The 22,034-nt window shown below is 60.3% G+C and carries 15 protein-coding genes; 7 read left to right on the top strand and 8 right to left on the bottom strand.

Features of this window, described 5'->3' with window-relative positions:
* Positions 1–88: 88 nt before the first annotated feature.
* The gene (locus QEN43_RS10515; RefSeq protein WP_317963205.1) at positions 89–3,778 is read right to left on the bottom strand and encodes a hypothetical protein; all 3,690 of its coding nucleotides are present in this window, start codon (positions 3,776–3,778) and stop codon (positions 89–91) included.
* A 186-nt stretch (positions 3,779–3,964) separates the two neighbouring features.
* Between QEN43_RS10515 and QEN43_RS10510 the strand changes: the two genes are divergently transcribed.
* Positions 3,965–5,419, top strand: a complete 1,455-nt coding sequence (locus QEN43_RS10510) for a sensor histidine kinase (RefSeq protein ID WP_317963204.1) — start codon at positions 3,965–3,967, stop codon at positions 5,417–5,419.
* Complete coding sequence (locus QEN43_RS10505) at positions 5,420–6,031, top strand: hypothetical protein (protein ID WP_317963203.1); 612 nt, start codon at positions 5,420–5,422, stop codon at positions 6,029–6,031.
* Positions 6,032–6,350: 319 nt separating this feature from the next.
* Here QEN43_RS10505 and QEN43_RS10500 read toward each other — a convergent pair whose 3' ends face one another.
* Together QEN43_RS10500 and QEN43_RS10495 are read right to left on the bottom strand one after the other, a co-directional pair.
* Positions 6,351–6,812, bottom strand: coding sequence for a VanZ family protein (locus QEN43_RS10500; protein WP_317963202.1), 462 nt, complete (start codon positions 6,810–6,812; stop codon positions 6,351–6,353).
* A 591-nt stretch (positions 6,813–7,403) separates the two neighbouring features.
* Positions 7,404–8,672 carry an IS110 family transposase gene (locus QEN43_RS10495; protein ID WP_317963201.1) on the bottom strand — a complete coding sequence of 423 codons (1,269 nt, stop codon included), beginning with the start codon at positions 8,670–8,672 and terminating at the stop codon, positions 7,404–7,406.
* Positions 8,673–9,164: 492 nt separating this feature from the next.
* Here QEN43_RS10495 and QEN43_RS10490 point away from each other — a divergent pair, with 492 nt between their 5' ends.
* Positions 9,165–9,674 carry a DUF2380 domain-containing protein gene (locus QEN43_RS10490; protein WP_026611502.1) on the top strand — a complete coding sequence of 170 codons (510 nt, stop codon included), beginning with the start codon at positions 9,165–9,167 and terminating at the stop codon, positions 9,672–9,674.
* A 665-nt stretch (positions 9,675–10,339) separates the two neighbouring features.
* Here QEN43_RS10490 and QEN43_RS21925 read toward each other — a convergent pair.
* A complete protein-coding gene (locus QEN43_RS21925) occupies positions 10,340–10,759 on the bottom strand; it encodes an IS1 family transposase (RefSeq protein ID WP_162144339.1) in 420 nt (139 codons plus the stop codon).
* A 166-nt stretch (positions 10,760–10,925) separates the two neighbouring features.
* Between QEN43_RS21925 and QEN43_RS10480 the strand changes: the two genes are divergently transcribed.
* From QEN43_RS10480 to QEN43_RS10465, 4 genes are all read left to right on the top strand, one after another.
* Positions 10,926–11,993: an NAD(P)-dependent alcohol dehydrogenase gene (locus QEN43_RS10480; protein ID WP_026611503.1), complete on the top strand. Its 1,068-nt coding sequence runs from the start codon at positions 10,926–10,928 to the stop codon at positions 11,991–11,993.
* A gap of 621 nt (positions 11,994–12,614) precedes the next feature.
* Entirely contained in the window at positions 12,615–14,015 is a 1,401-nt protein-coding gene (locus tag QEN43_RS10475; protein WP_317963200.1) for an efflux transporter outer membrane subunit, read from the top strand.
* Between the two features lie 13 nt (positions 14,016–14,028).
* Positions 14,029–15,210, top strand: a complete 1,182-nt coding sequence (locus QEN43_RS10470; RefSeq protein ID WP_317963199.1) for an efflux RND transporter periplasmic adaptor subunit — start codon at positions 14,029–14,031, stop codon at positions 15,208–15,210.
* Complete coding sequence (locus QEN43_RS10465) at positions 15,191–18,490, top strand: efflux RND transporter permease subunit (protein ID WP_317963198.1); 3,300 nt, start codon at positions 15,191–15,193, stop codon at positions 18,488–18,490. The genes QEN43_RS10470 and QEN43_RS10465 overlap by 20 nt, the downstream gene beginning before the upstream one ends.
* A 31-nt stretch (positions 18,491–18,521) precedes the next feature.
* Here QEN43_RS10465 and QEN43_RS10460 read toward each other — a convergent pair whose 3' ends face one another.
* The 4 genes from QEN43_RS10460 to QEN43_RS10445 form a co-directional block, all read right to left on the bottom strand.
* Entirely contained in the window at positions 18,522–19,046 is a 525-nt protein-coding gene (locus tag QEN43_RS10460) for a DinB family protein (protein ID WP_317963197.1), read from the bottom strand.
* Positions 19,047–19,111: 65 nt separating this feature from the next.
* Complete coding sequence (locus QEN43_RS10455; RefSeq protein ID WP_317963196.1) at positions 19,112–20,032, bottom strand: EamA family transporter; 921 nt, start codon at positions 20,030–20,032, stop codon at positions 19,112–19,114.
* Positions 20,029–21,189, bottom strand: a complete 1,161-nt coding sequence (locus QEN43_RS10450; RefSeq protein ID WP_026611516.1) for an aminotransferase-like domain-containing protein — start codon at positions 21,187–21,189, stop codon at positions 20,029–20,031. The genes QEN43_RS10455 and QEN43_RS10450 overlap by 4 nt, the downstream gene beginning before the upstream one ends.
* Complete coding sequence (locus tag QEN43_RS10445; RefSeq protein WP_026611517.1) at positions 21,186–21,995, bottom strand: PhzF family phenazine biosynthesis protein; 810 nt, start codon at positions 21,993–21,995, stop codon at positions 21,186–21,188. The genes QEN43_RS10450 and QEN43_RS10445 overlap by 4 nt, the downstream gene beginning before the upstream one ends.
* Between the last annotated feature and the right edge of the window lie 39 nt (positions 21,996–22,034).

Genomic DNA, 22,034 nt, shown 5'->3' with positions numbered 1-22,034 from the left:
TAACCCGCACGGCAAATTGACACGCCGGGATATCCGGCGAGATCGTGTAGGATGGGTAGAGCGAAGCGAAACCCATCAATCACCGACCCTACCACCCCCGCGTCAGCCTTTCATAATCCCCCTTGGTCAACACATACACCGGACTCGCCGATACCCTGACACTCGCCTTGCCGTCCTTATCGACCTCAAGGTTCTCCGCGTGTCCCACCACATCCACCACAAGCCAAGCTTTAGCCGGGTCGAGTTTCAGCGGCCAGTCGCTAACTTGCTCGTCCGTTCGCCAGATCATGAAGGTGTCGCCGAAATAAGCGGCCTGGATGTTGGGATCCTGGGTGTCCACGGCTTTGTAGGGTAGGCCGTCGATCAGGGTGCCGGCGGTGTAGAGGGCGGCTTCGGCGGGTTTGTGGCCCATGGAGTAGTCCCAGACCCGGCCGAAACCCCAGTCGTATTCGTGGCCGAGGCAAAAGGCCAGTCCTAGGTAATCGCTGCGGCTGTTGACCCAAGCGATCATTTTCGCGGCCTGTTCCGCCTGCCAGCGCCGGCCAGTGAAGCCATGGGCGGTTTTGGCGCCGGCTTCGCCCAGCCAGAAAGGCAGGGTGTTTTTCCGACCGAGACTTTCGTAAGCCGAGAGCACGCCGCGCTCGTCCTCGGTGGGGCCGTTGCCGATGGGGGCTCCGAAGCGAGGCGGGTGTTGGGGATAGGCGTGCACGTCCCAAGCGTCCTGATACTGGTCAAGACCGAGCTTGAGTACTTCGGCGAACCACTGCCCCGAACTCAAGCCGCCGGCGTAGTTGCCGCCATCCGTGGTATCGCCGGGACGTACCAAGCTGCCGCCTACGTAATGGCCGTCCTTCCGTGCCCGGTGCACCGCTTCGTATTCCCAACGAGCCCGCTCGACCCAATGGGCGGGGTCGCGCAGTTTTTGCCATTCTCCTTCGCGGCGGATGTCGATTTCGTTGGTGGCCTTGAAGAACCGGGTGTAGGCCGAGGCTTTTTTGATGAAAGCGCGGCCCTCTTCCGGGTTGTCGTTGAGCCAGTGGCTGTCGCCCGAAGTATCCGCAAAAAAGACGAGACCGCGCGCTTTCGCGCGTTCCCATTTGACTCGATGTTCCGGCGGGAATCCGGGATAGGAGCCGTAGCTTCTGTAAATGCCCATGCGCTCCAGCCAGGCGAAATAGCCGTCCTTCTGCCGGAAGCCTTTGTCGCCGTCGTAGAAGGCGTAATAGTTGTTGTTCCAGAGTTTCTTCCGGTCCAGCCGTTCCTTTTGGGCGGCGTTTCCGCGAACCACGGTGAAGCCGTCGGCGGGATAGGCCATGATGAGCTTGCCTTCGGGGGTGTGCAGGGACGGGTAGACGCCGTAATAACCCGCTTCCGGCGTTTTTCCGAAATCGAGCGTAACCTCGCCGGGGAAGAGACCTGCAACTTCTTTTACGGCGACCTCCTGTCCCCGGTAATTCGTCACGCGCAGTCGTAGCTTGGCGCGGAAGCGGGGTAGAGGGGCGGGCAATTCGGTTTCTTCCAGAATCGGGTGCCAGCGGATATCGGCCCGTAGTTTGAGCGGTTCGCCCGGACGGGGCAGATTGGCCGGTGCGTCGACATAGACGAGCGGCCTGAGTTTTGCGGCTATCGCATTGAGTGCGAGGTCGGCCGTGGGATCGGCGACTTGGGTCTTGATCGAATCGATCGGCTTGCCGTTCGCATCGGTAAAACGGGCAGCGAAGAAAAAGCTTTCGCCTTTGTCGTGCTGCATCACCAGCTTGACCAGCAGGCTATGCCAGCCGGGTTCGAGCGTCAGGCTCGCCATCTTCGGTGATTCGGTGTGTTCCGGCAGGGCAGTGACCACGAGACCTTCCGTAGTGAGACCTTGAAGCGCGTTTTGGGCCGGCTCGCCCGGAACCGGGAAATCGGCCGGCGGGTTCGGATCGTCGGCGAAGGCGAGGGGTTTTCCATCCAGCCAGCCGGCGGTTCGGATCCCGGACTGGCGCAGCTTCAGCAGTGCGTTTGTGGGCCGGTCGACATGAAGATAGAGCTGGGCGTAGCCGGTCCCGCGCGACCAGCCGTAAGAGTGATCGGTGGCGGCTTCGATGACGGTGACGCCGTTAGCGGCGGCCGGGGCTTTTTGCCAGGTCTTGATCTTGCCGCCCATCATGGCGGTGCTGAGATAGGGCTGGCCGGGATTCGGGCGCAGCACGGTTTCGCTATCGAGGCCGTAAATCGAAACGCCCGCGAGGCCATCCTGCAATCCGCCGACCAGCCAGGCCTCGGGCACGCCGTTACGCAGCGGAGTCGCCGTCTCGGATGTCACGGCCGGGATGGGGAGCATCGTCCCGGCGCGCCCCGGATCGGCGAGAAATTTCGCGACGGCCGCTTCGTTTTTCGGCGAGACCAGAGCACCGAGCACGGTGTAGTTGTTGTCGGTCAAGACCGCGGCGGGCAGGGTAGGGAGATTCAGTCGCTTCGCCAGGGCCTCGGCTTCGGGACCTATCAAATAGTTCACCCGCAGCTTCTGAATCCGCCGGCGTGCGGCCTCGGCGGCCAATCCGCGGAACAGAATTTCGCCCTTATCGCCCTTGCCGTCCAGCACGTAGAGCTGTCCGCTAGGATCGGACACACTCTCCGTCCGAGCCAGAAAGCGGTTTCTGGCCTCCGCCGCCGATGAGCTCATCCAGTCGCCGAGCGGCGTTTCCCGCTTGAGGAGAAAGGCGTCGAACACCTTCGCGCCGTCGGCCTTGCCTGCGTTGTCGATCTGTAGCACCTTGTCGCCCGGCAAGATCGCCACGGTGGATTCACCCTGGACCCACTGGTATTCCCAGGGCGAGGTATTGGTCACGACGAATTCGCCGCGCGCGGCCAGCGCGTTCGGATCGGTGCCGGCTTTCACCGTGAAGGTTTGGGCGACCTGCGAAACTTCCCCGCCGCTCTTGTACCTTGCAAAGAAACGATAGAGACCGGGCGGAACGGCGGGGTCGAGGTCGAACCGGAAACTCGCACCCCAGGCTCCGAAGCCTTGGTGAAGAACCTGGACTTCGTCTTTGTCGGTCACGAGCGAATCCGCGCCCTCGTGGCCGGTGGCATTCCCGGCATGAACCCGGAGCGCGGGCGTCGTGCCGGCCGATATCCAAGCGGGCGCGGTGCCCAGTTCCAGAAGTACGGCGGGGAGTTCGTCGGTGCCTTGTTCCGGGAGCGGCGTCGGCGCATGCGGAGGCGCCAGCAGAAAGGCATCGAAGACCTTGGCGTCGTGGCCGGCCCCGCTGTTGCGGACTTCGACCACGACATCGTCGGATTTGAGCGTCAGCGGTTTGTCGGCGCCGACCCAGGCATAGTCCCAACCCTTGGGCGTGAGCGTCGCGACCCCGCGCTGTTCGAGCTTCGACGCGTCGGGTCCCGCCCAAATCTCGAAAGTCTGCGTGCAGACCGCGGGATCGCCGCCTTGCCGCCAGCGCGCCCAGAAGGTATACGGCTTATCGTCCGGCCGAGGCTCCAGCTCGAACCGGAAAGCGACCTGCCACGTACCGAACCCCGGATGCAGCGAGCCGACCTCGTCCCCGTCGATCTGAATCGAAGCATCGCCCTGGTGTGTGCTGATGTCTCCCCGGTAAACCCGCGTCGCTTGGTCCCGAGCCGCAGCCGACGCCGGCTGGCTCCCGAGCTCGAGCAGAATTGCGGGCTGTTCAGTGCGGCCTTGAGCCGGCAGTCCCGAAAGCTCGGCACCTTCGGCCAGAGCCATCCAGGTCACCGCCAGGATCAGGACCCAAGCTGTGGAGCAATACGATGTCATGTGATCTACCTCGCGGGAGCTGCCGCATTGAAAATCGTTCGACGAGCGCGTACGGGATTTGAGCACGCCAGATAACACGAGCGGGAGATAAATCCCTATCATGTAGGGCATCGTCACTAAAGTGTTACGGCGCCGTCGGGTTGGTTTCACGCATCCGACGCTGCGGCGATGGTTGATTTGAAGCGGATGAGAGTCGAAAAGTTATTCTCGCTGAAATACCTGATCCCTATCGGGTTCGTGGTCGTCTTGGTTCCCCTACTGTTTACCGTGATGTACGCGGCTTTTGCGATGCGCGACATTGCTAGGTTGGAGCAAAGGACCTTTTATCAAATCGTCGAGCAAGTGAAAACCGCCAGGTCCGCGCTGCAGATGGTTTCCGATATCGAGCGGAAAGCCAAGTTGTTCGTTATCCTGTCGCATCCGTCCCTACGCCAGCCCTACGAGCGTCAATCCTACGAGAGTGTTCGCAATGCCTTGAGAGAGACCTTGGGCGAACTGCTGAAAATGGGCGTGGACGAAAAGGTCGCGCGGTCCATCAACGAGCTGTCGGAGCAGGAGCGTGCGGTTTACGAGCAAATCATCAGCGCCGAGGCGGACGCGCACCTCAAACTGCCCGACGAACAGATTTTTCAAGGCTTGCATACGGCCGCGAACGCCTTATGGGTCGAGATCTCCGATCAGGTCGACCGCGAGGCAAAGGAACTCCATCAGCAATCCCAATCGGTTCAGCACGACCTCATGATCAAGGCGGGATTTCTGCTGCCCATCTCGATTGCCGTGGTTCTGTTTCTCCTGACCTTGCTCACCCGCTCGGTCCGGCAATTGGACGAATCGATCCGAAGGCTGACGGCCCGCGATTTCGGGCAGCCAATCAGCGTGGCGGGGCCACAGGACCTGCGCTATCTGGGCGATCAACTGGAACTGCTGCGGACGCGCCTGCGCTCACTTGAAGAGTCGAAGCGGCACTTGATGGACAATGTATCGACCGAGATTAAGACGCCGCTGGCCCGGATCGTCGAAAGCGCGGAACAGCTCGAAACGATGAGGCACGAAGCCGGTCCCGAGCAGCGTGAAATCGGCCGGACGTTGACGACGAACATCCAAAGGCTGCAAGAACTGCTTGCCGAGCTGACCCGCTACAATCGGCTACACGAGGAGCCCGGCAAGACCATCGCTGAGCGCGTTGATATGCGGGAGCTGTTAACGTCCGTCATCGAGGATCACCGGCCGCGCCTGCAGGCGAAGTTTCTGGTGGTCAAGGAGCTCATCCAGCCGGTCACCGTAGCGGGTGATCGGGATCAGTTACGAACCGTGCTCGATCACCTGATTTCCAATGCCGTGAGCTATTCGCCCGAAGGCGGCGAGATTCGAATCATGCTCCGCTCCGTGGGCGATAACATGGAGCTGGAGGTCGAAGACGACGGACCCGGCATCGACGAAGAGGAAAGCAAACATGTATTCGAACCGTTTTACCGGGGCAAGGCTGCATTTGCCCTGGGTACCGAAGGCACGGGAATGGGGTTGGCTATCGCCAGCGAGTGTGTCGCCAATCAGCGCGGAAAAATCGAAGTTCTCGAGCCTCGGCAGGACAAACATGGCGCTCGCATTCGGGTCCAATTTCCACTGGTCGAGGCTGCCTGAATGAAAAGGCTGGTTAGCGGTAGTGTTTTGGTGGGGCTCGCGCTCCTGACCGGCTGTGCCGATTACCCCGGCGATTGGTATCGAGCTTCGTACTACTCGCCTTCCGACGATGCTTATTCGCGATCGGACATCGACGAATTGCTAGGCTTCGGCGCGGCCTTCGCCAACAAGAGCAGGGCGCGGCGCGCCGAGGAATGCCGGCGTCTGCTCAAGGCTTACCAGAGAAATCCCAATGTCGGCGTGCGCCTCCATCTTCTGATTGCGCGAACGCTTTCCGAAGCTTGCGGAGATGCCACCAAAATTCTGGCTTCGGTGGGCGGCATCGCGCCCGAGCGGATGCCGGACGGCCGCGTGCAGAATCTGATTGCGATTCACATGGAAATGCTGAGACATACCGGAAGCCAGCCGAGAAAATCGGCGGCAGCGGAAAGAAAGCCGGATCGCAAGCCCACCGAGGGCCGCGTTTCGGAACCTAAGCCAGGCGGGAAGGAGAATTCCGTAACGGATGAGGCGCAGATTCTCCGCGAGAAACTGGAAGCCATTAGGGCAATCGAAAAAAGCATGGATGCACCACCGGCAGACACTCGCACCGGCGACGGGGGGCGGAAGTAGGCTGTCGTTCGGTCGGGTGTTGAGGGCTAAGCGTAGCGTTTCGAGCAGCACGTTCCTACGGTCGATTTGCGCGCGTTGGTCCGCAACAAGCCCGGTTCGTCAAATAAACGCTCCGGCAACCTGCCCGAACCATGTTCCGCCGTCCGCCGGGCGAGTCAGCAAGGACTGCCAATTCACGCGCGGACCATTCCTCCGGCCTCGGGATTTGTGTGCGACGGGCAATCGCTTTGAGTCGACCGGCGTTTGCCGGGAACGCTGAGCCTGTCCTGAGCGAAGTCGAAGGGCTTATCCCGGTTTGCGGTCAGGTGAGCTTATGCGTTTACCGAGGGCGCTTCGCTCCGACGATCGCGTCGACTCTCGATAGTAGCCGTCCGAGCGGCGTGTAGCTGAGCGCCAGGCCGAGGACTACGCCAATGGCGTTGGCGATCATGTCGTTTGTGTCGGATGTGCGGACGCCGCCGAGCCCCTGCAGGTATTCAAGCGTCACGCCCAACAGGAGGAGAAACAGCGGCCAGCGCCAATGTGGTTGAAAGGCCTGCCGAAACCAGTACATGAGCAAGCCGTAAGCCAATGCGTGTTGCGCTTTGTCCCAGGCGAGCCAGGGCGTGGGTGGATGAGGAGGTTCCGGGGTCAGGCTCAGCCATACCACGACGGCGACCATCAACCAACCGATAGCTTGCCAGAGGTGGGAAAACTGTAAAGGACGCCGCGTTTCGCTTCCGGCGACGGCACGATTGCGACGTCGGATGCTAGATTTTCGAATTCCTGTTTCCGGGCGCATGAAGCGTTCTTAAATGTTAAACGCCGAATTTTAGCAAGTTCGGGACTTATTCCATTCGGCATTCGAGTGAACATCAAATGTAGGATGGGTTAGCCTTTCGACAGACCCGTCCTGAGCTCAGTCGAAGGGCTCAGGACAGGTTTGAGGTCGCTCGGTGGGTTACGGCATCCCTGCCTAACCCACCCTCTCATAGCCCAGTCAAGTCCCCAATTTCTGGTTTTAGAGCATCCTCTTTGCCAGCACGAAACCGGGGCGCCTTCAAAAACCTGAAAGGCGCAGAATGACATCGTGCTGTCGGTTATCGGTTAACAGGGGCCCGGTCGGGGTCTCCCGGATGCCACGCCAGGGCGTCCATCAAACCTCTCACATCGGATGTCCGGCTACCGGCATCAAATCAGTTTCATGGGATATCGCAACCCTGGGTCATCCTGGGGGGTGCCTCGGGACTACGTTGGAACCTCTGGCCGGTCTCAGGGTGGGTGGAAGGTCACCCCCAGGAAGACACCTAACCCTTGCCCATCAACGCAGAACAACTTAGGTCATGCTCGCTCCTCCCAGTCCTCCCATCGGGGCATCGGTCCTACCCCCGCCTCAAGCGGCCATCGGCCAGGTCTCGACCGTGAACAGCTTACGGGTCTCAAACCGCTCGCCGCGGGCCACATACCACAAGGCCTTGGCCAATTTCCGCATGACCGCCGTTACCGCCTTGCCCTTACGCCCGCCGTCACGCCCGGCTTTCCGCTCACACCAGTGGCGCACCATCGGGTCGCGGTCCATCAACCGAAGTGCAGCAAAATAAAGGTACTGCCGCGCCAGCGACGGCCCCCGCTTGGTGATCTTCAGCTGGCCCTTGTGTTGACCACTGGAGCGTTCCTTCAAGTTGAGCCCGAGGCTCTTCTGGTAACTGCGGGGCTCCGGATAGTCCAGTGGCGACCCTTGCGTCGCCAGCAGCACGGCACTGGTCGTCGACCCCACCACCGCCGCCATGCGCCGCAGAACCGGCGTCCGCTCAACCTTAGCCTTCACGCGCCGTTCCAGCTTCCGTAACTCCTCGCGGGTCGCCAGCACATCCGCCGCCAGCCGCTGAATCAGTTCCCGTTCCGCCTCAAGACAGGGCACCCCCACACTCTGCACCGCACTCGCCAGCACCGCCTCACGTTTGTCCGCGCACAGACCTCGACCGCCCACTCGCCCCATCAAGAGCGTCGCCCCCTCCGGATCGGCCGCAATCCGCCCAGGCTCCCCATACGTGGCCAACAGCTGCAGCAGCGTGACCGAGTCCAGCGCCAACATCCCCAACACCTCCGGCCAATGCCGCGCCAACTGCGCTTCCAGCCGGTTCAAACCCCGCCGGTATCGTCCTCGGTACAGCCGCAACAGCCCCTGTAACGCCTTCATCTCCCGGCGCTCTTCCGAAACCTCCTCCCACACCTCGCTGACCCCCTCCAGATGCAGCCGCCCGATCACATTTGCCGCCTTCGCATCGTGCAAGCTCGGCACCCCATCATACAGCTCCGCCGCATCATGCACTCGCTTCGGGCTCACCCGGTACACCGGCCAACCCTGCGCGACCAGCAGGCCGCGCAAGGCATCTCCGTAGGTCCCGGTCGGCTCCATCACGACCTCCACCCGACAATGCCCAAGCCATCCCTTCAGCGTCTCCACCAGCGCCCGCGTCTGCTGCGGATGGCGCCACCTCACCGTCGCCAACACCTCGCGCTCTTCCGTCAGCAGTTGCGCCATGAACGCCTCCTTCGCCACATCCACCGCCAACACCACTCGCTCACCTTCGATCCGGCTCAAAACCGCCGACCAGTCCATCTCGTCAAACGCCGTGCTACGATAGCTTCGCTTACCCATGGGGGATACCTCCTACGTCTTCCGGTTGATGAAACAAAATCTTTGTACCGGACTTGAGGGTCCCCCTCCAACTCCCGTCAGAACTCTCTTATAACTGACTACAAAAATTAATGCCTTATTGAAAGCGATTTGGAATTCGATCCTGAATGACATTTTTGGACGGATGGGCCTTCTAGGTTGTCGGTTCGCCGTTCGGCATGCCCAAGGTGGAACTGTGGAAGTGAGTCGATGCTGCCGTAAGTACAGCAGCCACCGGTTTTCGGAAACTGTGTAAAGAGTTTTTCGTATTCGCGCGAATAGAGTCTAGCGCGGAAGAGGTCCCAAAACCCTTCGACAGGTTCGAAGACGTAGCCCGGATGAAGTGCTACGAAATCCGGGATGATCGCGGCGTGGGGTTCCCGTATTCCACTGCATTTCCTACGGACTACGAGTCTAAGAAGCGATCGGTCGGCGTCTAAGACGCCGGACCCGATACGAGAATCGGAGAGTCAAATGTCTTTTTTCAGCAAACTTGTTTCTATTGTTGCGCTCACGATCCTTGTTTCCTTTAGCGTGTATGCGAAAGGCAGTATCACAGTTCTGGATTTCGAACTTAACGACGTCACATCGAATCCAGGCGTCGCCGAAGAAGTCGAAAGAACAGCCTCTTTGAAAAGGCTACTGGAGGAAAGTCTAAGCGCCAAGGATTACCCGATCGTCTCGATCGATCCGGCGGCTCAAGCAGAGGCCAATAAGGGATTCGGATATCTCTGGGATCATTCGGACGAGGCAGCGATGCTCGGGAAAGCTAGCGGCAGCGACTTCGTCATCGTCGGGCGGCTGCATAAGCCAAGCTTCTTGTTCGTTTATCTGATGGCGCATTTGGTCGATGCGAAGACCGGTCACGTCCTTGGCGACTTCATCGTCGAGGTCAAGGGGCAACAGCGGAATATCACCGTCAAAGGCGTCGAAAGCCTAGCTCGCCAAATCGATAAAAAACTCCAAGCGGTTGCCGGATCTTGAGATTCGCTACAGAAAAACGGCTCTGCGCCGTATCCTCCAATCAGATTTCGTCAAGGCATCTGTCACCGACGTCGGTGCCCCTGGATTCTTCAGCGGAACGATCTTATTTCACTCATAGCGCGTTCCGTCCTCTTGTAGGAATTGATGACTTTGAGGACTAACAAGGGCGCGCTGTCTACCTCAATCGGTCATCCACAACTTTCGAGCATGACTTGACCTAGTCAAAAACTGAATCTGGAAAATGCAAAGTGAAGCGAATTAGCCTCAATGACCATAGAAGAGATTTCACCGTTCTATAGCCTCCGATTTTCCGCTATCGACTTCGATCCGATGTGAAGTTCCGATGTGAAGTAAATAATACGGATGAATGACGTAGAGATGCTTGGCCTGCAGCGCGTTTTCCTTATTCTGCTACCATTGAGAAGGTAGGTGTTTGTTGAGAAATCGGGGGTTACCAATCCCAATAAGGGGTTATGAGTGTCGCGAAAGATTGAACAATGCTGCGGCTTACCGGAGTTACCAATCCCAATAAGGGGTTATGAGTTCCGCAGCTTTCGGGGCACTGGCACGTCGCGACCGAGTTACCAATCCCAATAAGGGGTTGTGAACGCAACTCACAGACGGACGCACCGAGAGAGCGGGGCGTTAGAACTCCCGATAAGGGATTATAGGCAAGAAGAGCTCAATGAAGTCACGAACCAGAGGCTTGTTACAAATCCGGTCGTGATTAACGACAGAAGGATGTAATGGAGATCGTAGCGGTGAAGAAAGAGCCTTATGGAGGCTTCATGCATCTGGATCGATTGGGAGAAGCCCAGGGTTTTTCGGGTATAGCGCGCCAAACGCTGAAGCAAGGTATTGTTCCAGCGTTCGACGTGAACCGTTCGACCCGCCGATTTCCGGCGAGGCTGACGTTGATTCACGGGAATCACAGCGGCATACGGTTCCCAGCCATCGGTGTAGACCTCGGCCTCACGACAGCCGGCCGGAACTCGATCCCACAGCTGGCGGGCCGTCGCTTCCGTGCGGTCGCCCAATGCGTAGGCCACGATTTGGCGGGTGTGCGGGGCGAAGGCAATCCTCACCCACGCCGGTATGGCTTTCCGGCCAACGTTGCTCCGGACCCTATCGGAAGGTAGCCGTCGATGTCTGCCTATTGCATGTATCTTTGTTGATATGGGACGCTAGGAAGTAAATTGAACAGATCGTCTGAAACATGGTCCGTGTAAGAAACGCAATAAGGAGCTGCCCATGATCAAAGCTATCGGATATGCCGCCCATAGCCCGACCACGCCCTTGGGTCCGTTCCACTTCGAGCGGCGCGAACCGGGTCCACACGACGTACAGATTGAAATCCTCTACTGCGGGGTCTGCCATTCCGATCTCCACACGGTCCGCAGCGAATGGCAGAACACCGTCTACCCGGTGGTGCCGGGGCACGAGATTGTCGGGCGGGTGACGGCGGTCGGCGACGAGGTGCAAGCCTTCAAGGCGGGCGACTTGGCCGCCGTGGGGTGCATGGTCGATTCCTGCCGCACTTGTCCGGATTGTCGCGAGAACCTGGAGCAGTATTGCCAGAACGAGCTCACGTTTACGTATAACAGCCCCGACAAGCACACGGGAAAGATGACTTACGGCGGGTACTCCAATGTGATCGTGGTCGATGAGCATTTCGTACTGCGGTTGCCCCAAAAGCTCGATCTCGCCGCCGCAGCGCCGCTCTTGTGCGCGGGCATCACCACCTATTCGCCGCTGCGCCATTGGCAGGTGGGCCCAGGCCAAAAAGTGGGCATCGTTGGACTCGGAGGCTTGGGCCACATGGGGGTGAAATTCGCGCATGCTTTTGGGGCGCATGTGGTGTTGTTCACGACTTCTCCGAGCAAGGCCGAGGATGCCAAGCGGCTGGGCGCCGATGAGGTGGTGATTTCGAAGAATCCCGATGAGATGAAAAAACACGCCAACAGCTTCGATTTCATCCTCGATACCGTGGCCGCATCGCATAACCTCGACGCCTATATCGAGCTGCTCAAACGCGACGGTACGCTGTGCCTGATCGGGGTTCCGGAGATGCCGCACCCGTCGCCCGGAGTCGCCAACCTGATCTTCAGGCGCCGGAAGATAGCCGGCTCGCTCATCGGCGGCATTAGAGAGACGCAAGAAATGCTCGACTTCTGTGCCGATCACGACATCGTCTCTGACATCGAACTCATTCCCATCCAAAAGATCAATGACGCCTATGAGCGGATGCTCAAGAGCGACGTAAAGTACCGCTTCGTTATCGATCTGGCTTCGTTGAAGCAGGAAAGCGCCGCGGCTTGACCGGGAAACGATCAAGTCGGCAAAGAGAAGCACGGGGAATCAGGACGAATCCCCGTGCGCTCGTGCGAGTGGTTTGTTCCATAGCCGATCGAATTCTCGCCACCTGACTTCTGAACATCCGTCCCATTCATTTGGGGAACCGATAAACCTGCCCTCCACCAATGGAGGGCTCGGTGTTGCATAGGGTTCGCTCCTCTTGGCTTCGTAAGACGAGGCTATCCATGACATGCTACCGGCCTGCGTTCATTCAAGAATTTTTTCGCCGGCAGTGCGGGTTTTGGCCGGCTCGTTCGTCTTAATCACTACTAAACGTCGATTCCATGACGAGGCGGAGAAGGGGGGAACGAAGCTTATGCGCCACACACGCGATTCCGTCGCGTTTTCGGGAACGCCGGCAGTTCTGGTGACGCGCCGTTTGCGGCCCGGATCCCGATTGTTAAATCACCTGTGCCATGACCTTTCGGAAGAGCCGGATGGCGCTCGCCACAATCGAACTTGCGTGTCAGTTTATCGGACAAGCCATATCCGACGAAGCGAAGACTTCGCGGGCGCCATCCGAATAAGCCGGCCACGTGCGAAATCCAACAGACTGCCGACTACTGTCACCGACCCGATCCGCCGATGAGTGTCACGATGGATGGCATCGGCCCGTCCCGGCTATCGATCACGTTCTGCGGCCTGGTTCTCGCTCTGCTGGGCGGGTGTGGAACGATACCCGAGCGGGATGTGAACGATGTAGGCGCCCCGATCCCTTCGGCCTGGACCGCTACGACGAGTCCGCAAGAAGCGGTTTCCGAGCATTGGGTCGAAACCTTCGCCGATGCAACGCTGAGCGCCCTGGTTTCCGAGGCTTTGGCGAGTAATTATGACCTGAAGGCCGCGGCGGCCCGTGTGGAAGCCGCGCGGCAACAGGCCCGTATCGACGGTGCCGGCCGCTGGCCGCAGCTCTATTTTGCTCCCGGCTATGAACGCGCCCAGGTGCGCAGTGCCGGCTTCGGCTCGACCGAGTTCGGTGCCTTCGAAGCCTTGTTCTCGCTGGACTGGGAATTGGACGTGTGGGGGCGGATACGCGCGTTTCAACAAGCGTCCGTGAGCGAAGCCGTGGCGACCGAAGCCGACTTTCACGCTGCGCGCCTCTCCCTCGCAGCACGAACGGCACAGGTCTATTTCGAACTGGCCGAGGCCAAGCTCCAGGCGGAAGTCGCCGAACAATCGATACGGGATCGCCGCACCATCGTCGAACTGGTGCGCGGACGATTCACCCGCGGCCTTACCCGCGGCCTCGACCTGCGCCTTGCGCTCACCGATCTCGCCAATGCCGAAGCTCAATTGGCTGAGGCGCGCAACCGGGTTCAGGCGGTGACCCGGCTCTTGGAAGTCTTGTTGGGACGTTATCCGGCGGCCGATCTGACAATGACGGCGTCCTTGCCCGATCCGCCCGCTCCGCTGTCGGCCGGCGTGCCTTCGGAACTCCTCGGACGGCGTCCCGATGTGATCGCCGCGTTCGAGCGGCTGCGCGCCGCCGATTTTCGGCTGGAGAGCGCCGAGAAGGCCCTGCTGCCGCGTATTGCGCTCACCGCCTCTGGCGGCACCCGTAGCCCCGCCCTGACCGAACTGGTCGACCCCCGCGCGGCGATCTGGAACGTCGCGATGGGTTTCCTCCAGCCACTCTTCACCGGCGGGCGGATCAGGGGGGAGATTCGGTTGAACCGGGCCCTGACCGAGGAAGCGCTCAATCGGTACAAGAACACGGCGCTTAATGCTTTCCGCGAAGTGGAACAGTCGCTCGCTGCGGAAGAATGGCTGAGAGAGCAGGAACAAGCGCTCAGGGAAGCCGTCGAGCAGACCGAAGCGAGCCAGAAGCTGGCGATCTATTCCTACCGCCATGGCTTTATCGAGATCCTGACCTTGCTCGATAGCTACCGTAGCACCCTGAACGCGCAAAGCGCTCATCTCGCGATCAAACGGCAGCTGCTCAACAACCGGATCGGTCTCTATCTGGCGCTGGGAGGCGAAGCTTGAACCGCGCGAAACCATGCTGAAAATCCTCCTCCCCATTGTTGTGTTGCTGATCGGCGCCGTCGGCGCCTATGCCATCGTAGTGAACCGACCGGCGCTGGAAGCCCAGCCCGCCAAACCGGAACCGCCGCTGGTCTCGGTCGTTCGTGCCGAGCCGCAGACGGTCCGCTTTAACGTGCGTTCCCAAGGTGTCGTCACGCCCCGCACCGAGATCGACTGGGTAGCGGAAGTGGCGGGCAAGGTGATCCGCTTGAATCCCGATTTCGTAGCCGGCGGGTTCTTCGAGGCTGGCGAGGAGTTGGTCGCGCTCGATCCCCGCGACTACGACCAGGCCGTCGTCGCAGCCGAAGCCAAACTAGCGGAAGCAAGGCGCCGGCTTGCCCAGGAGGAAGCCGAAGCCGAACAGGCTAGAAGCGAATGGGAGGCTTTGGGTGAAGGCGAGCCGACGCCCCTGGCCCGGCACGAGCCGCAACTGGCGGAAGCCCGCGCCAAGCTGAAAGCGGCCGAAGCGGAACTGATCAAGGCCCGTCTGGACCGGAGCCGGTGCGAATTGCACGCGCCGTTTGCCGGCCGGGTCTTGGCCCGGTATGTCGGTCTCGGCCAATACGTGCAGCCCGGCGAGAAACTGGCCCGCCTCCAGGCCACGGACGTGGCGGAAGTGCGCCTGCCGGTCTCGACCGAGCAATTGGCCGATCTCGACGTAAACCTCGGGCGGCGTAAGGGAGCGGACCAATCCGGCTCCAAGGTAAGGATGATGGCCACCGTAGGCGGCATCGAACAGCACTGGGAGGGGCGCATCGTGCGCAGCGAAGCCCAGATCGATGACACGACCGGCTTGTTGCACTTGGTGGCCGAAGTGCCGGATCCGTACGGTCCCCGGCATGCCCAGCTGCTCCTGTCCGGCCTGTTCGTCCAGGCCGAGATCGAAGGGCGGGAGCGCTCGGGCGTGTTCGTGCTGCCGCTGGCAGCGGTCAATGCGGCCCAGGAAGCACTGGTCGTGGATAGCGAGCATCGTCTTCACATCCGCCGTCTGAAGGTGCTGCGCACGGAGGCCGACCGGGTGTTGGTGGCGGAAGGTTTGGCGGCGGGCGAGGCTGTGGTCATAGACGGCGTTTCGGTGCCGGTGGAGGGTATGCACGTCAGGCTCGAAGCCGGAGACGCGAAGCCGGAGGAAAGCGATGTCAGCGCAGCGAATTGATCCCCCGCCGGCCGCTAGCCTTCAGTCCCAAGCTTCGGGCCCTATCGCCTGGTTCGCCTCCAACCCGGTTGCGGCCAACCTCCTGATGTTGCTGATCTGGTTCGGCGGCTTCGCGAGTCTGGCGGTTATGGACAAGGAAGTGTTTCCCCGCTTTTCGCCTCACCAAATCGAAATCAAGGCGATCTATCCCGGTGCCGGACCACTGGAGATCGAGGAATCGGTGTGTATCCGTATCGAGGAGGCTATTCACGATCTGCCGGGCATCAAGCGGTTGAAGTCGGAGATTACCGAGGGACGCTGTACGGTCAACGTCGTCATCCTGCCGGGTTACGACAAAGATCAGATGATGAACGCCGTGCGTGGGCGCGTTCAGGCGATTCAGCGATTGCCGAAAACGCTGGAAAAGATCGAGATAGAGCCGGCGCACCGGGAGGACGACGATGGCGTCATCTGGGTGGCGCTGCACGGGCCGACCGATCCGCTCACCATCAAACAGCTGGGGGACCGCATTCAGGCCGAACTGGCTCTAATACCGGGGGTGACGCGGGCGATCAATTATTACGAGCAGGCTTACGAAATCACCGTCGAGGTGTCCTCGGAACGCTTGCGCCGGTATCGCATGTCGCTGCACGAGGTCGCGGAGGCGATCCAGCACGCTTCCGTAGACTTGGCGGGCGGCTTGGTGAAAAGCCAGGCCGGGGAGCTGTTGCTGCGCGTGAATGGACAAGCGCGGAACGGCGAAACCATCGGCAACCTCGTGTTGCGCACCAATCCCGACGGCAGCCGGCTCCTGCTCCGTGATGTCGCCATCATCAAAGACGGTCTCGAAGAGCGCCTCTCGGAGTGGCATCACAATGGCGAAACGGCGCAAGGTTGGGAAATCCATGCCGACCAGGACACCGTTGCCGTCGCGCGCCGGGTAAAAGCGTACGTGCAGGAGATGAAATCGAAGCTGCCGGAAGGGCTGTCGCTTTATACCTGGTGGGATGACTCCGAGGCCTATGACCAGCGCATCCAAACGCTCATCGAGGACGGGCTGAGCGGTTTCCTGCTCGTGTGTGCGGTACTGACCCTGTTCTTACGCTTGCGGGTGGCGTTGTGGGCCGGAGTCGGCATCGTCACGTCGATTTTCGGCACCTTCTGGCTGATGCCTGTCGTCGACGTTTCCCTCAACATGCTGTCTCTGTTCGGATTCCTGTTGGCCATGGGCATCCTGGTGGACGATGCCATCATTATCGGGGATGCGGTGCATAAGGAGCAGACCGAGAGCTCGATCCTCGATGCGGAAGGAAAACCAGCCAGGACGAGCTTCGCTTCCAGTCTCGCCTGTGCCATCCGCGGCGCGCGCAGCGTCGCCCAGCCGGTGATCCTCGCGGTGCTGATCGCGATGGCGGCTTTCCTCCCCGGCCTTTTCCTACCTGGATGGGCGGGGCAGATGATGCGTCCGATCTGCCTGGTGATGATCCTGACCCTGGTGTTCTCGCTGGTCGAAGCCTTGCTCATATTGCCGGCGCACCTGGCTCATCCCGCGAAGCTAGATGCCTCACCCTCGGTTCTCGCCCGAATTCGGGACTCGCTCAACCGCGGTCTCGACCGGTTCGTCCAGCGAATCTACGGTCCCTTCCTGGAAAAGGCATTAGGCTGGCGTTTCTTGACCGTCGCCGTTTTTGTCGTGCTGCTTTTGCTTAGCATCGCCCTAGTAGCCGGTGGACACCTTCGATTATCCCTACAGCCCGACGTCACCAAGGACAGTTTTTGGGTCTATCTGAAACTGCCGGAGGATGCGCCCTATAGCGAAACCCGACGGATCGCGAAAAAGGTGGAGGATGCCCTGCTGCAATTGCGGGATGAACTGGACCAGGCTGAAAGGCAGAAAACGGCGGCACGATCCGGCCAGGAACCTGCCTCGGTCATCGTCGGCCTGGAAACCCTGGTTTGGGAGCATGACGCCGGATTCTGGACGGAGTTGTCGCCGCTCGGCCGCGAACGCATCGCGGTGGAGGATTTCGTGCGGGAATGGCGTCGGCGTATCGGTGATATCGGCCGAGCCAAGATCGATTTCATCTTCAAGGAGGGTGACGTTCCCTATGACCTGGAATTCGATCTGGGCGCCCCCGACCCGGCCCAGCTGGCAGCGGCCGCCGAACAGTTCAAGCGCATGATTTCCGGTTATCCCGGCGTGTACGATGTCGTCGATTCGGCCGAAACCGGCAAACCCGAGGTCAGGCTGCGTCTCAAGCCGGAAGCGGAACGTCTGGGGTTGAGCTTGCAAGACCTCGCCGAGCAGACGCGACAGGGCTATTACGGGGACGAGGTGTATCGCTTCCAGCGCGGAGGCAAGGAAGTCAAGGTCATGGTTCGTCTGCCTTTGAACGAGCGGCAGTCCCTGGACAGTCTGCGAAATCTCCCCGTCCGCTTGCCTTCCGGCGCCCATGCGCCTTTGGGAACCCTGGCCGAGGTCGACTTGGTTCCAGGTTACGCCAAGCTGATCCGCCAGGATCGGCGGCGGGTTTTGAAAGTCCAGGCGCGGGTCGATTCCCAGGTGGCCGACCTCAATGCGGTTTACGCCGAAATCGAAAAAACGGTCATCCCCAGCCTGAAACGGCAGTTTCCCGAACTGGACGTAAGCGTCGGTCAGGAACGTCAGGAGCAGGAAGCGACCGTTCAAAGACTGATTGTCAACACCATGATTGCACTGGCGGTGATTTATGCCCTGATCGCGGTGCCGTTCCGCTCCTATGTCACCCCTCTGATTTTTCTCTTGGCGGCGCCCGTCGCCTGGTGCGGCGCGGTTCTGGCGCATTGGCTGGCGGGACTGCCTTTGTCCATGGAATCCCTGGTCGGCATGATCGCCGCGAGCGGCGTGGTGGTGAACGATAGCCTGGTGCTGCTCGATTACGTCAAGGAGAGGGGGACTGAAGGGCAGGAGGAAAAGGGCAGGGAGCTCGGTGATACGGTGGGCGCTATGGTTTCGCCGGACGAGGACGCGCCGATGAGTTCGACCGCCAGTCAAGTCTCGAGCCTGATCCTGGAAGCCTGTACCGCTCGCTTTCGGCCCATCCTGCTCGCTTTTCTGACCAACTTCGCCGGTTTTCTACCGACTCTGATGGAAACCAGCGAGCAAGCGCAATTTCTGATCCCGATGACCCTATCCCTGTCGGCCGGTTTGCTGTTCGGCATGGCGGCGAGTCTGGTGCTGACGCCGGTGTGTTACGCGATTTTCCATGACAAGCTCGGTGTTCCGGCCGGCGAAGCTGCGGAAAACGTTGCCGCATCGTGAAGGGACCGTCGCTAGCCGGAGTTCCGGTGCTTCATTCCGTCTTGGCGGAATCGAGTTCGCAAAGGCTCGGTAGCCAGGGGAGGTCGGTAACGCCGTAATCGTAGCCGAGCTGGCTCAACAGGGTGGTCAATTGGCCGCGGTGGTGAGTCTGATGGTTGAAGAGATGTGTAACCAGCAGCCAGAACGGCCGGGTCCGAGTTTTGCCATCGGAAACGCTGGTGTAGCTGAAAGGCTGGGTGAGGCGTTCTGGGGAGAGTGTCCGGGTCCAGGCTAGCATGCGGCGGTCCATGGCTTCGCGTTCCCGCCTCAAGTCGTCGAAACCGGAATAAAGCTCTTGATTCAAAGCAGGCCGAGTCAGGGGCTGCCCTGTAAAACGGGCCATCCAGATGGTGTCGGCCAAGAGCAGATGATTGAGAGTGCCGTGTATGGACCTGAAAAACGCGCCAAGATCCTTTTTCCGTAATTCGTCGGGAATCTCGGCGCAAACCCGGTAGAGCTTTTCGTTCATCCAGGCGTTGTATTCGGCCAGGGGTTCGTAATAGCTGTGCTCATGCATGAGTAGATCGCTCTATTCCGAAGTGTTCGCCGTCCAGATGCGGGACGGCGGGATACGGGTAAGGGCTATTCGTTTACCGCTACCATCGCTTTCTTGAGCCGTTTCGACCGGTTCGCGCTGTTGATGAACACCACCGATCCAATGATGATCGCCGATGCCGACAGGATGCGCGGGGTCAAAGGTTCTTGCGCGAACCAATTGCCGAGGAACACCGCCACCAAAGGATTGACATAGGCATAAGTCGCGACCAGGGGAATGGGCGCGTTCTGCAAAAGCCAGGCGTAGGCGACGAAACCGATCATCGAGCCGAAAGCGATGAGATAGGCCAAGGCCAGCCACGAGTGGGTGGAAACCTGAACGAAGCTGAATCCATTCCATTCTCCGGCGGCCGCGCTGGCGACCATTAGGGCGAAGCCGCCGGTTAGCATTTCCGCGCCCGTGGTCATCAAGGCGGATTTCGGCAGGTCGAGCGTCTTGCCGCAGATCGAGCCGATCGCCCAAAGAAAGCCGGCGATCAGAAGCGCGGTCACGCCGACCATGTCCAAATGCAGGCCATCGGAAAATTCCGAAGGTCCGACCAGCAGATAAATCCCCGTGAAACCGATGGCAAGACCGGCGATGACGCGAGCGGTCGGTCTGACGCCGTTAGGCCGAAGCGCATCGGCTATCACCATGAACATCGGTACCGCGCCGATGATGAGCGCGGCGATGCCGGAAGGGGCGGTTCGTTCCGCCCAGGAGACCAGTCCGTTGCCGCCGAGAAGGAGGAAGGTGCCGACGATGGCTGCCGATCGCCATTGGCGAAGGGTTGGCGGAGCGTCGCCCGCCGCGCGTCGCCAGATCAGAAGGATCGTGCCCGAAACCAGAAAGCGAAGCCCGCCCGAGAGAAACGGCGGCAGGGTTTCTATCGCGAAACGAATCACCAGGTAGGTCGAGCCCCAGACGATATAAACGGCCAGTAAGGCAAGCCAGATTTTCGTTTTCATTCGGCAGACCCGTTCAGAATCTCCGCAAGCAAGGCGATGCCACGCTCGATGTTTTCCGGAGCCGCATGGCTGAAGTTCAAGCGCAGAGAAGGGTAGCGGTGGGCCGGGGTGGGAAAGAACGGTTCGCCCGGCATGAACGCTACATTGCGCTCGAGCGCTTGGCGCAGCAGCGCCAGGGTATCGCACTCGCAGGTCAGTCGCAGCCAGAAGAAAAGACCGCCGGCCGGTGCCCGCCATTCGGCGAGTGCCTCGAAATGACGCATTAGGGCGGCTTGCATGGCATCGCGGCGTTCCGCATAAATCCGGTTCATTCGCGCCAGGTGCTCGTCGAACTCGGTGGAACCCAGAAACCGGGCGAGCCAGGCCTGGCCGATGCGGTTGGTGTGTAGGTCGCTGGCTTGTTTCAGCCGAACCAGGCTCGGGAAGAGTTCGCGCGATGAAGCGAGATAGCCCACTCGTAAACCCGGCGCCGTGAGCTTGGAAAAGCTTCCGAGATAAACCCATGGCGCCCGTTCCAGATAAGCGCAGATCGGGGTTCGGTCGACCGGGCTGTAGACCAGATCCCGGTAGGGGTCGTCTTCGATCAGGGGGATGTCGGTTTCGTCCAGAACTTTGGCGACCGCGCGCCGGATTTCGTCGGTGTAGCAAAACCCGGAAGGGTTCTGGAACGTCGGGATGAGATAGACGAACGCAGGCCGGCGATAGGCTATGGCTCGACGCAGTTCGTCCGGGTCGATGCCGTCGGCGGCCAGCCTTAGCCCTTTGAATACCGCGCCGTACACTCCGAGAGCCTGAATCGTGGCGAGATAGGTAGGCGCTTCCAGCAGGACCTTGGCATCTTCGTCGACGAACAGTTTGCCGACTAGATCGACGCCCTGTTGTGAACCGGAGGTCACCAATATCTGGTCCACGCCGCAGCTCATACCCAACCCGGACAGCTTTTGCGCGATCAGGCCGCGCAAGGCCGGCTCGCCTTCGCTGGGGCCGTACTGGCGGTAGTCGTCGGCCAGCCCTTCGAAGTTCAAGGGCGGCATGACTTCGGTGGCAGGCAAGCCACCCGCGAAGGAAATCACGCCCGGCCGCTGGGTAACCTGCAGGATGTCGCGGATCAGGGAACTGGTGAGCCGCGCGGCGCGGCGGGACAATCGAAGCGTCATGGGATAGTCGGTTCCTCGGTCGATGATGGAATCAGAATTTCGCCTTGCAGATATTTCACCGCCCGGCCGGAGATGAAAACGCGCTCGTCCCGCAATTCGCACTCGAGTTCGCCGCCCCGGTGCGACAGCTGCCTCGCGGTGAAGCGCGTCTTGCCGGTGCGTGCGGCCCAGTAGGTCGCGAGCAGGCAGTGCGCCGAGCCGGTCACCGGATCTTCCGGGATGCCGATTTTCGGAGCGAACATGCGCGAAACGAAATCGACGGTTCGGCCCGGTGCCGTGACGATCACGCACTGAGCATCGAGCCTCGCCAAGACCGGAAAATCCGGCGTCAGGGAGCGGATGTCTTCTTCGTCGGCGAAAACGCAAAGGTAATTGGCATTGCGCAGGACCTCCAAGGGTTTCCGGCCCAGCCCTTGAGCAAGGAGATCGGGACAGTCGCAGGTCTGTCCATGGCTCGCTGGAAAGTCCAGGGTCAGGAGTTCATCCTTGCGGCTTACCCGGAGTTCGCCGCTGCGGCTGTCGAAAAGAACTTCCTGCAAGCTCGGCTCCAGCTCCCGGAACACCACATAAGCCGAAGCCAGGGTGGCATGGCCGCAGAGATTCACTTCGACCTCGGGCGTGAACCAGCGCAAGGTATAACGCCCGTTTCCGCCGACCAGGAAAGCCGTTTCGGACAGATTGTTCTCGGCGGCGATGGCTAGTAGAACCGGATCATCAAGCCAGCGGTCGAGTATACATACCGCCGCCGGGTTTCCCCGAAACAGACGGTCGGTGAAGGCATCGATCTGAAAGATGGGAATACGCATGGATTCTTTTCTGTGTAGAGTGTTTTTATCGCGGTTTAG

This window comes from Methylocaldum szegediense, assembly GCF_949769195.1.
Taxonomy (GTDB): domain Bacteria; phylum Pseudomonadota; class Gammaproteobacteria; order Methylococcales; family Methylococcaceae; genus Methylocaldum; species Methylocaldum szegediense.
This window is presented reverse-complemented; position numbering and strand designations above follow the sequence as displayed.

Bases quoted from the DNA above. Each gene is read 5' to 3' on its own strand.
- QEN43_RS10515 (WP_317963205.1), bottom strand. From the start codon at position 3,778: ATGACATCGTATTGCTCCACAGCTTGGGTCCTGATCCTGGCGGTGACC.
- QEN43_RS10510 (WP_317963204.1), top strand. From the start codon at position 3,965: ATGAGAGTCGAAAAGTTATTCTCGCTGAAATACCTGATCCCTATCGGG.
- QEN43_RS10505 (WP_317963203.1), top strand. From the start codon at position 5,420: ATGAAAAGGCTGGTTAGCGGTAGTGTTTTGGTGGGGCTCGCGCTCCTG.
- QEN43_RS10500 (WP_317963202.1), bottom strand. From the start codon at position 6,812: ATGCGCCCGGAAACAGGAATTCGAAAATCTAGCATCCGACGTCGCAAT.
- QEN43_RS10495 (WP_317963201.1), bottom strand. From the start codon at position 8,672: ATGGGTAAGCGAAGCTATCGTAGCACGGCGTTTGACGAGATGGACTGG.
- QEN43_RS10490 (WP_026611502.1), top strand. From the start codon at position 9,165: ATGTCTTTTTTCAGCAAACTTGTTTCTATTGTTGCGCTCACGATCCTT.
- QEN43_RS10480 (WP_026611503.1), top strand. From the start codon at position 10,926: ATGATCAAAGCTATCGGATATGCCGCCCATAGCCCGACCACGCCCTTG.
- QEN43_RS10475 (WP_317963200.1), top strand. From the start codon at position 12,615: ATGAGTGTCACGATGGATGGCATCGGCCCGTCCCGGCTATCGATCACG.
- QEN43_RS10470 (WP_317963199.1), top strand. From the start codon at position 14,029: ATGCTGAAAATCCTCCTCCCCATTGTTGTGTTGCTGATCGGCGCCGTC.
- QEN43_RS10465 (WP_317963198.1), top strand. From the start codon at position 15,191: ATGTCAGCGCAGCGAATTGATCCCCCGCCGGCCGCTAGCCTTCAGTCC.
- QEN43_RS10460 (WP_317963197.1), bottom strand. From the start codon at position 19,046: ATGCATGAGCACAGCTATTACGAACCCCTGGCCGAATACAACGCCTGG.
- QEN43_RS10455 (WP_317963196.1), bottom strand. From the start codon at position 20,032: ATGAAAACGAAAATCTGGCTTGCCTTACTGGCCGTTTATATCGTCTGG.
- QEN43_RS10450 (WP_026611516.1), bottom strand. From the start codon at position 21,189: ATGACGCTTCGATTGTCCCGCCGCGCCGCGCGGCTCACCAGTTCCCTG.
- QEN43_RS10445 (WP_026611517.1), bottom strand. From the start codon at position 21,995: ATGCGTATTCCCATCTTTCAGATCGATGCCTTCACCGACCGTCTGTTT.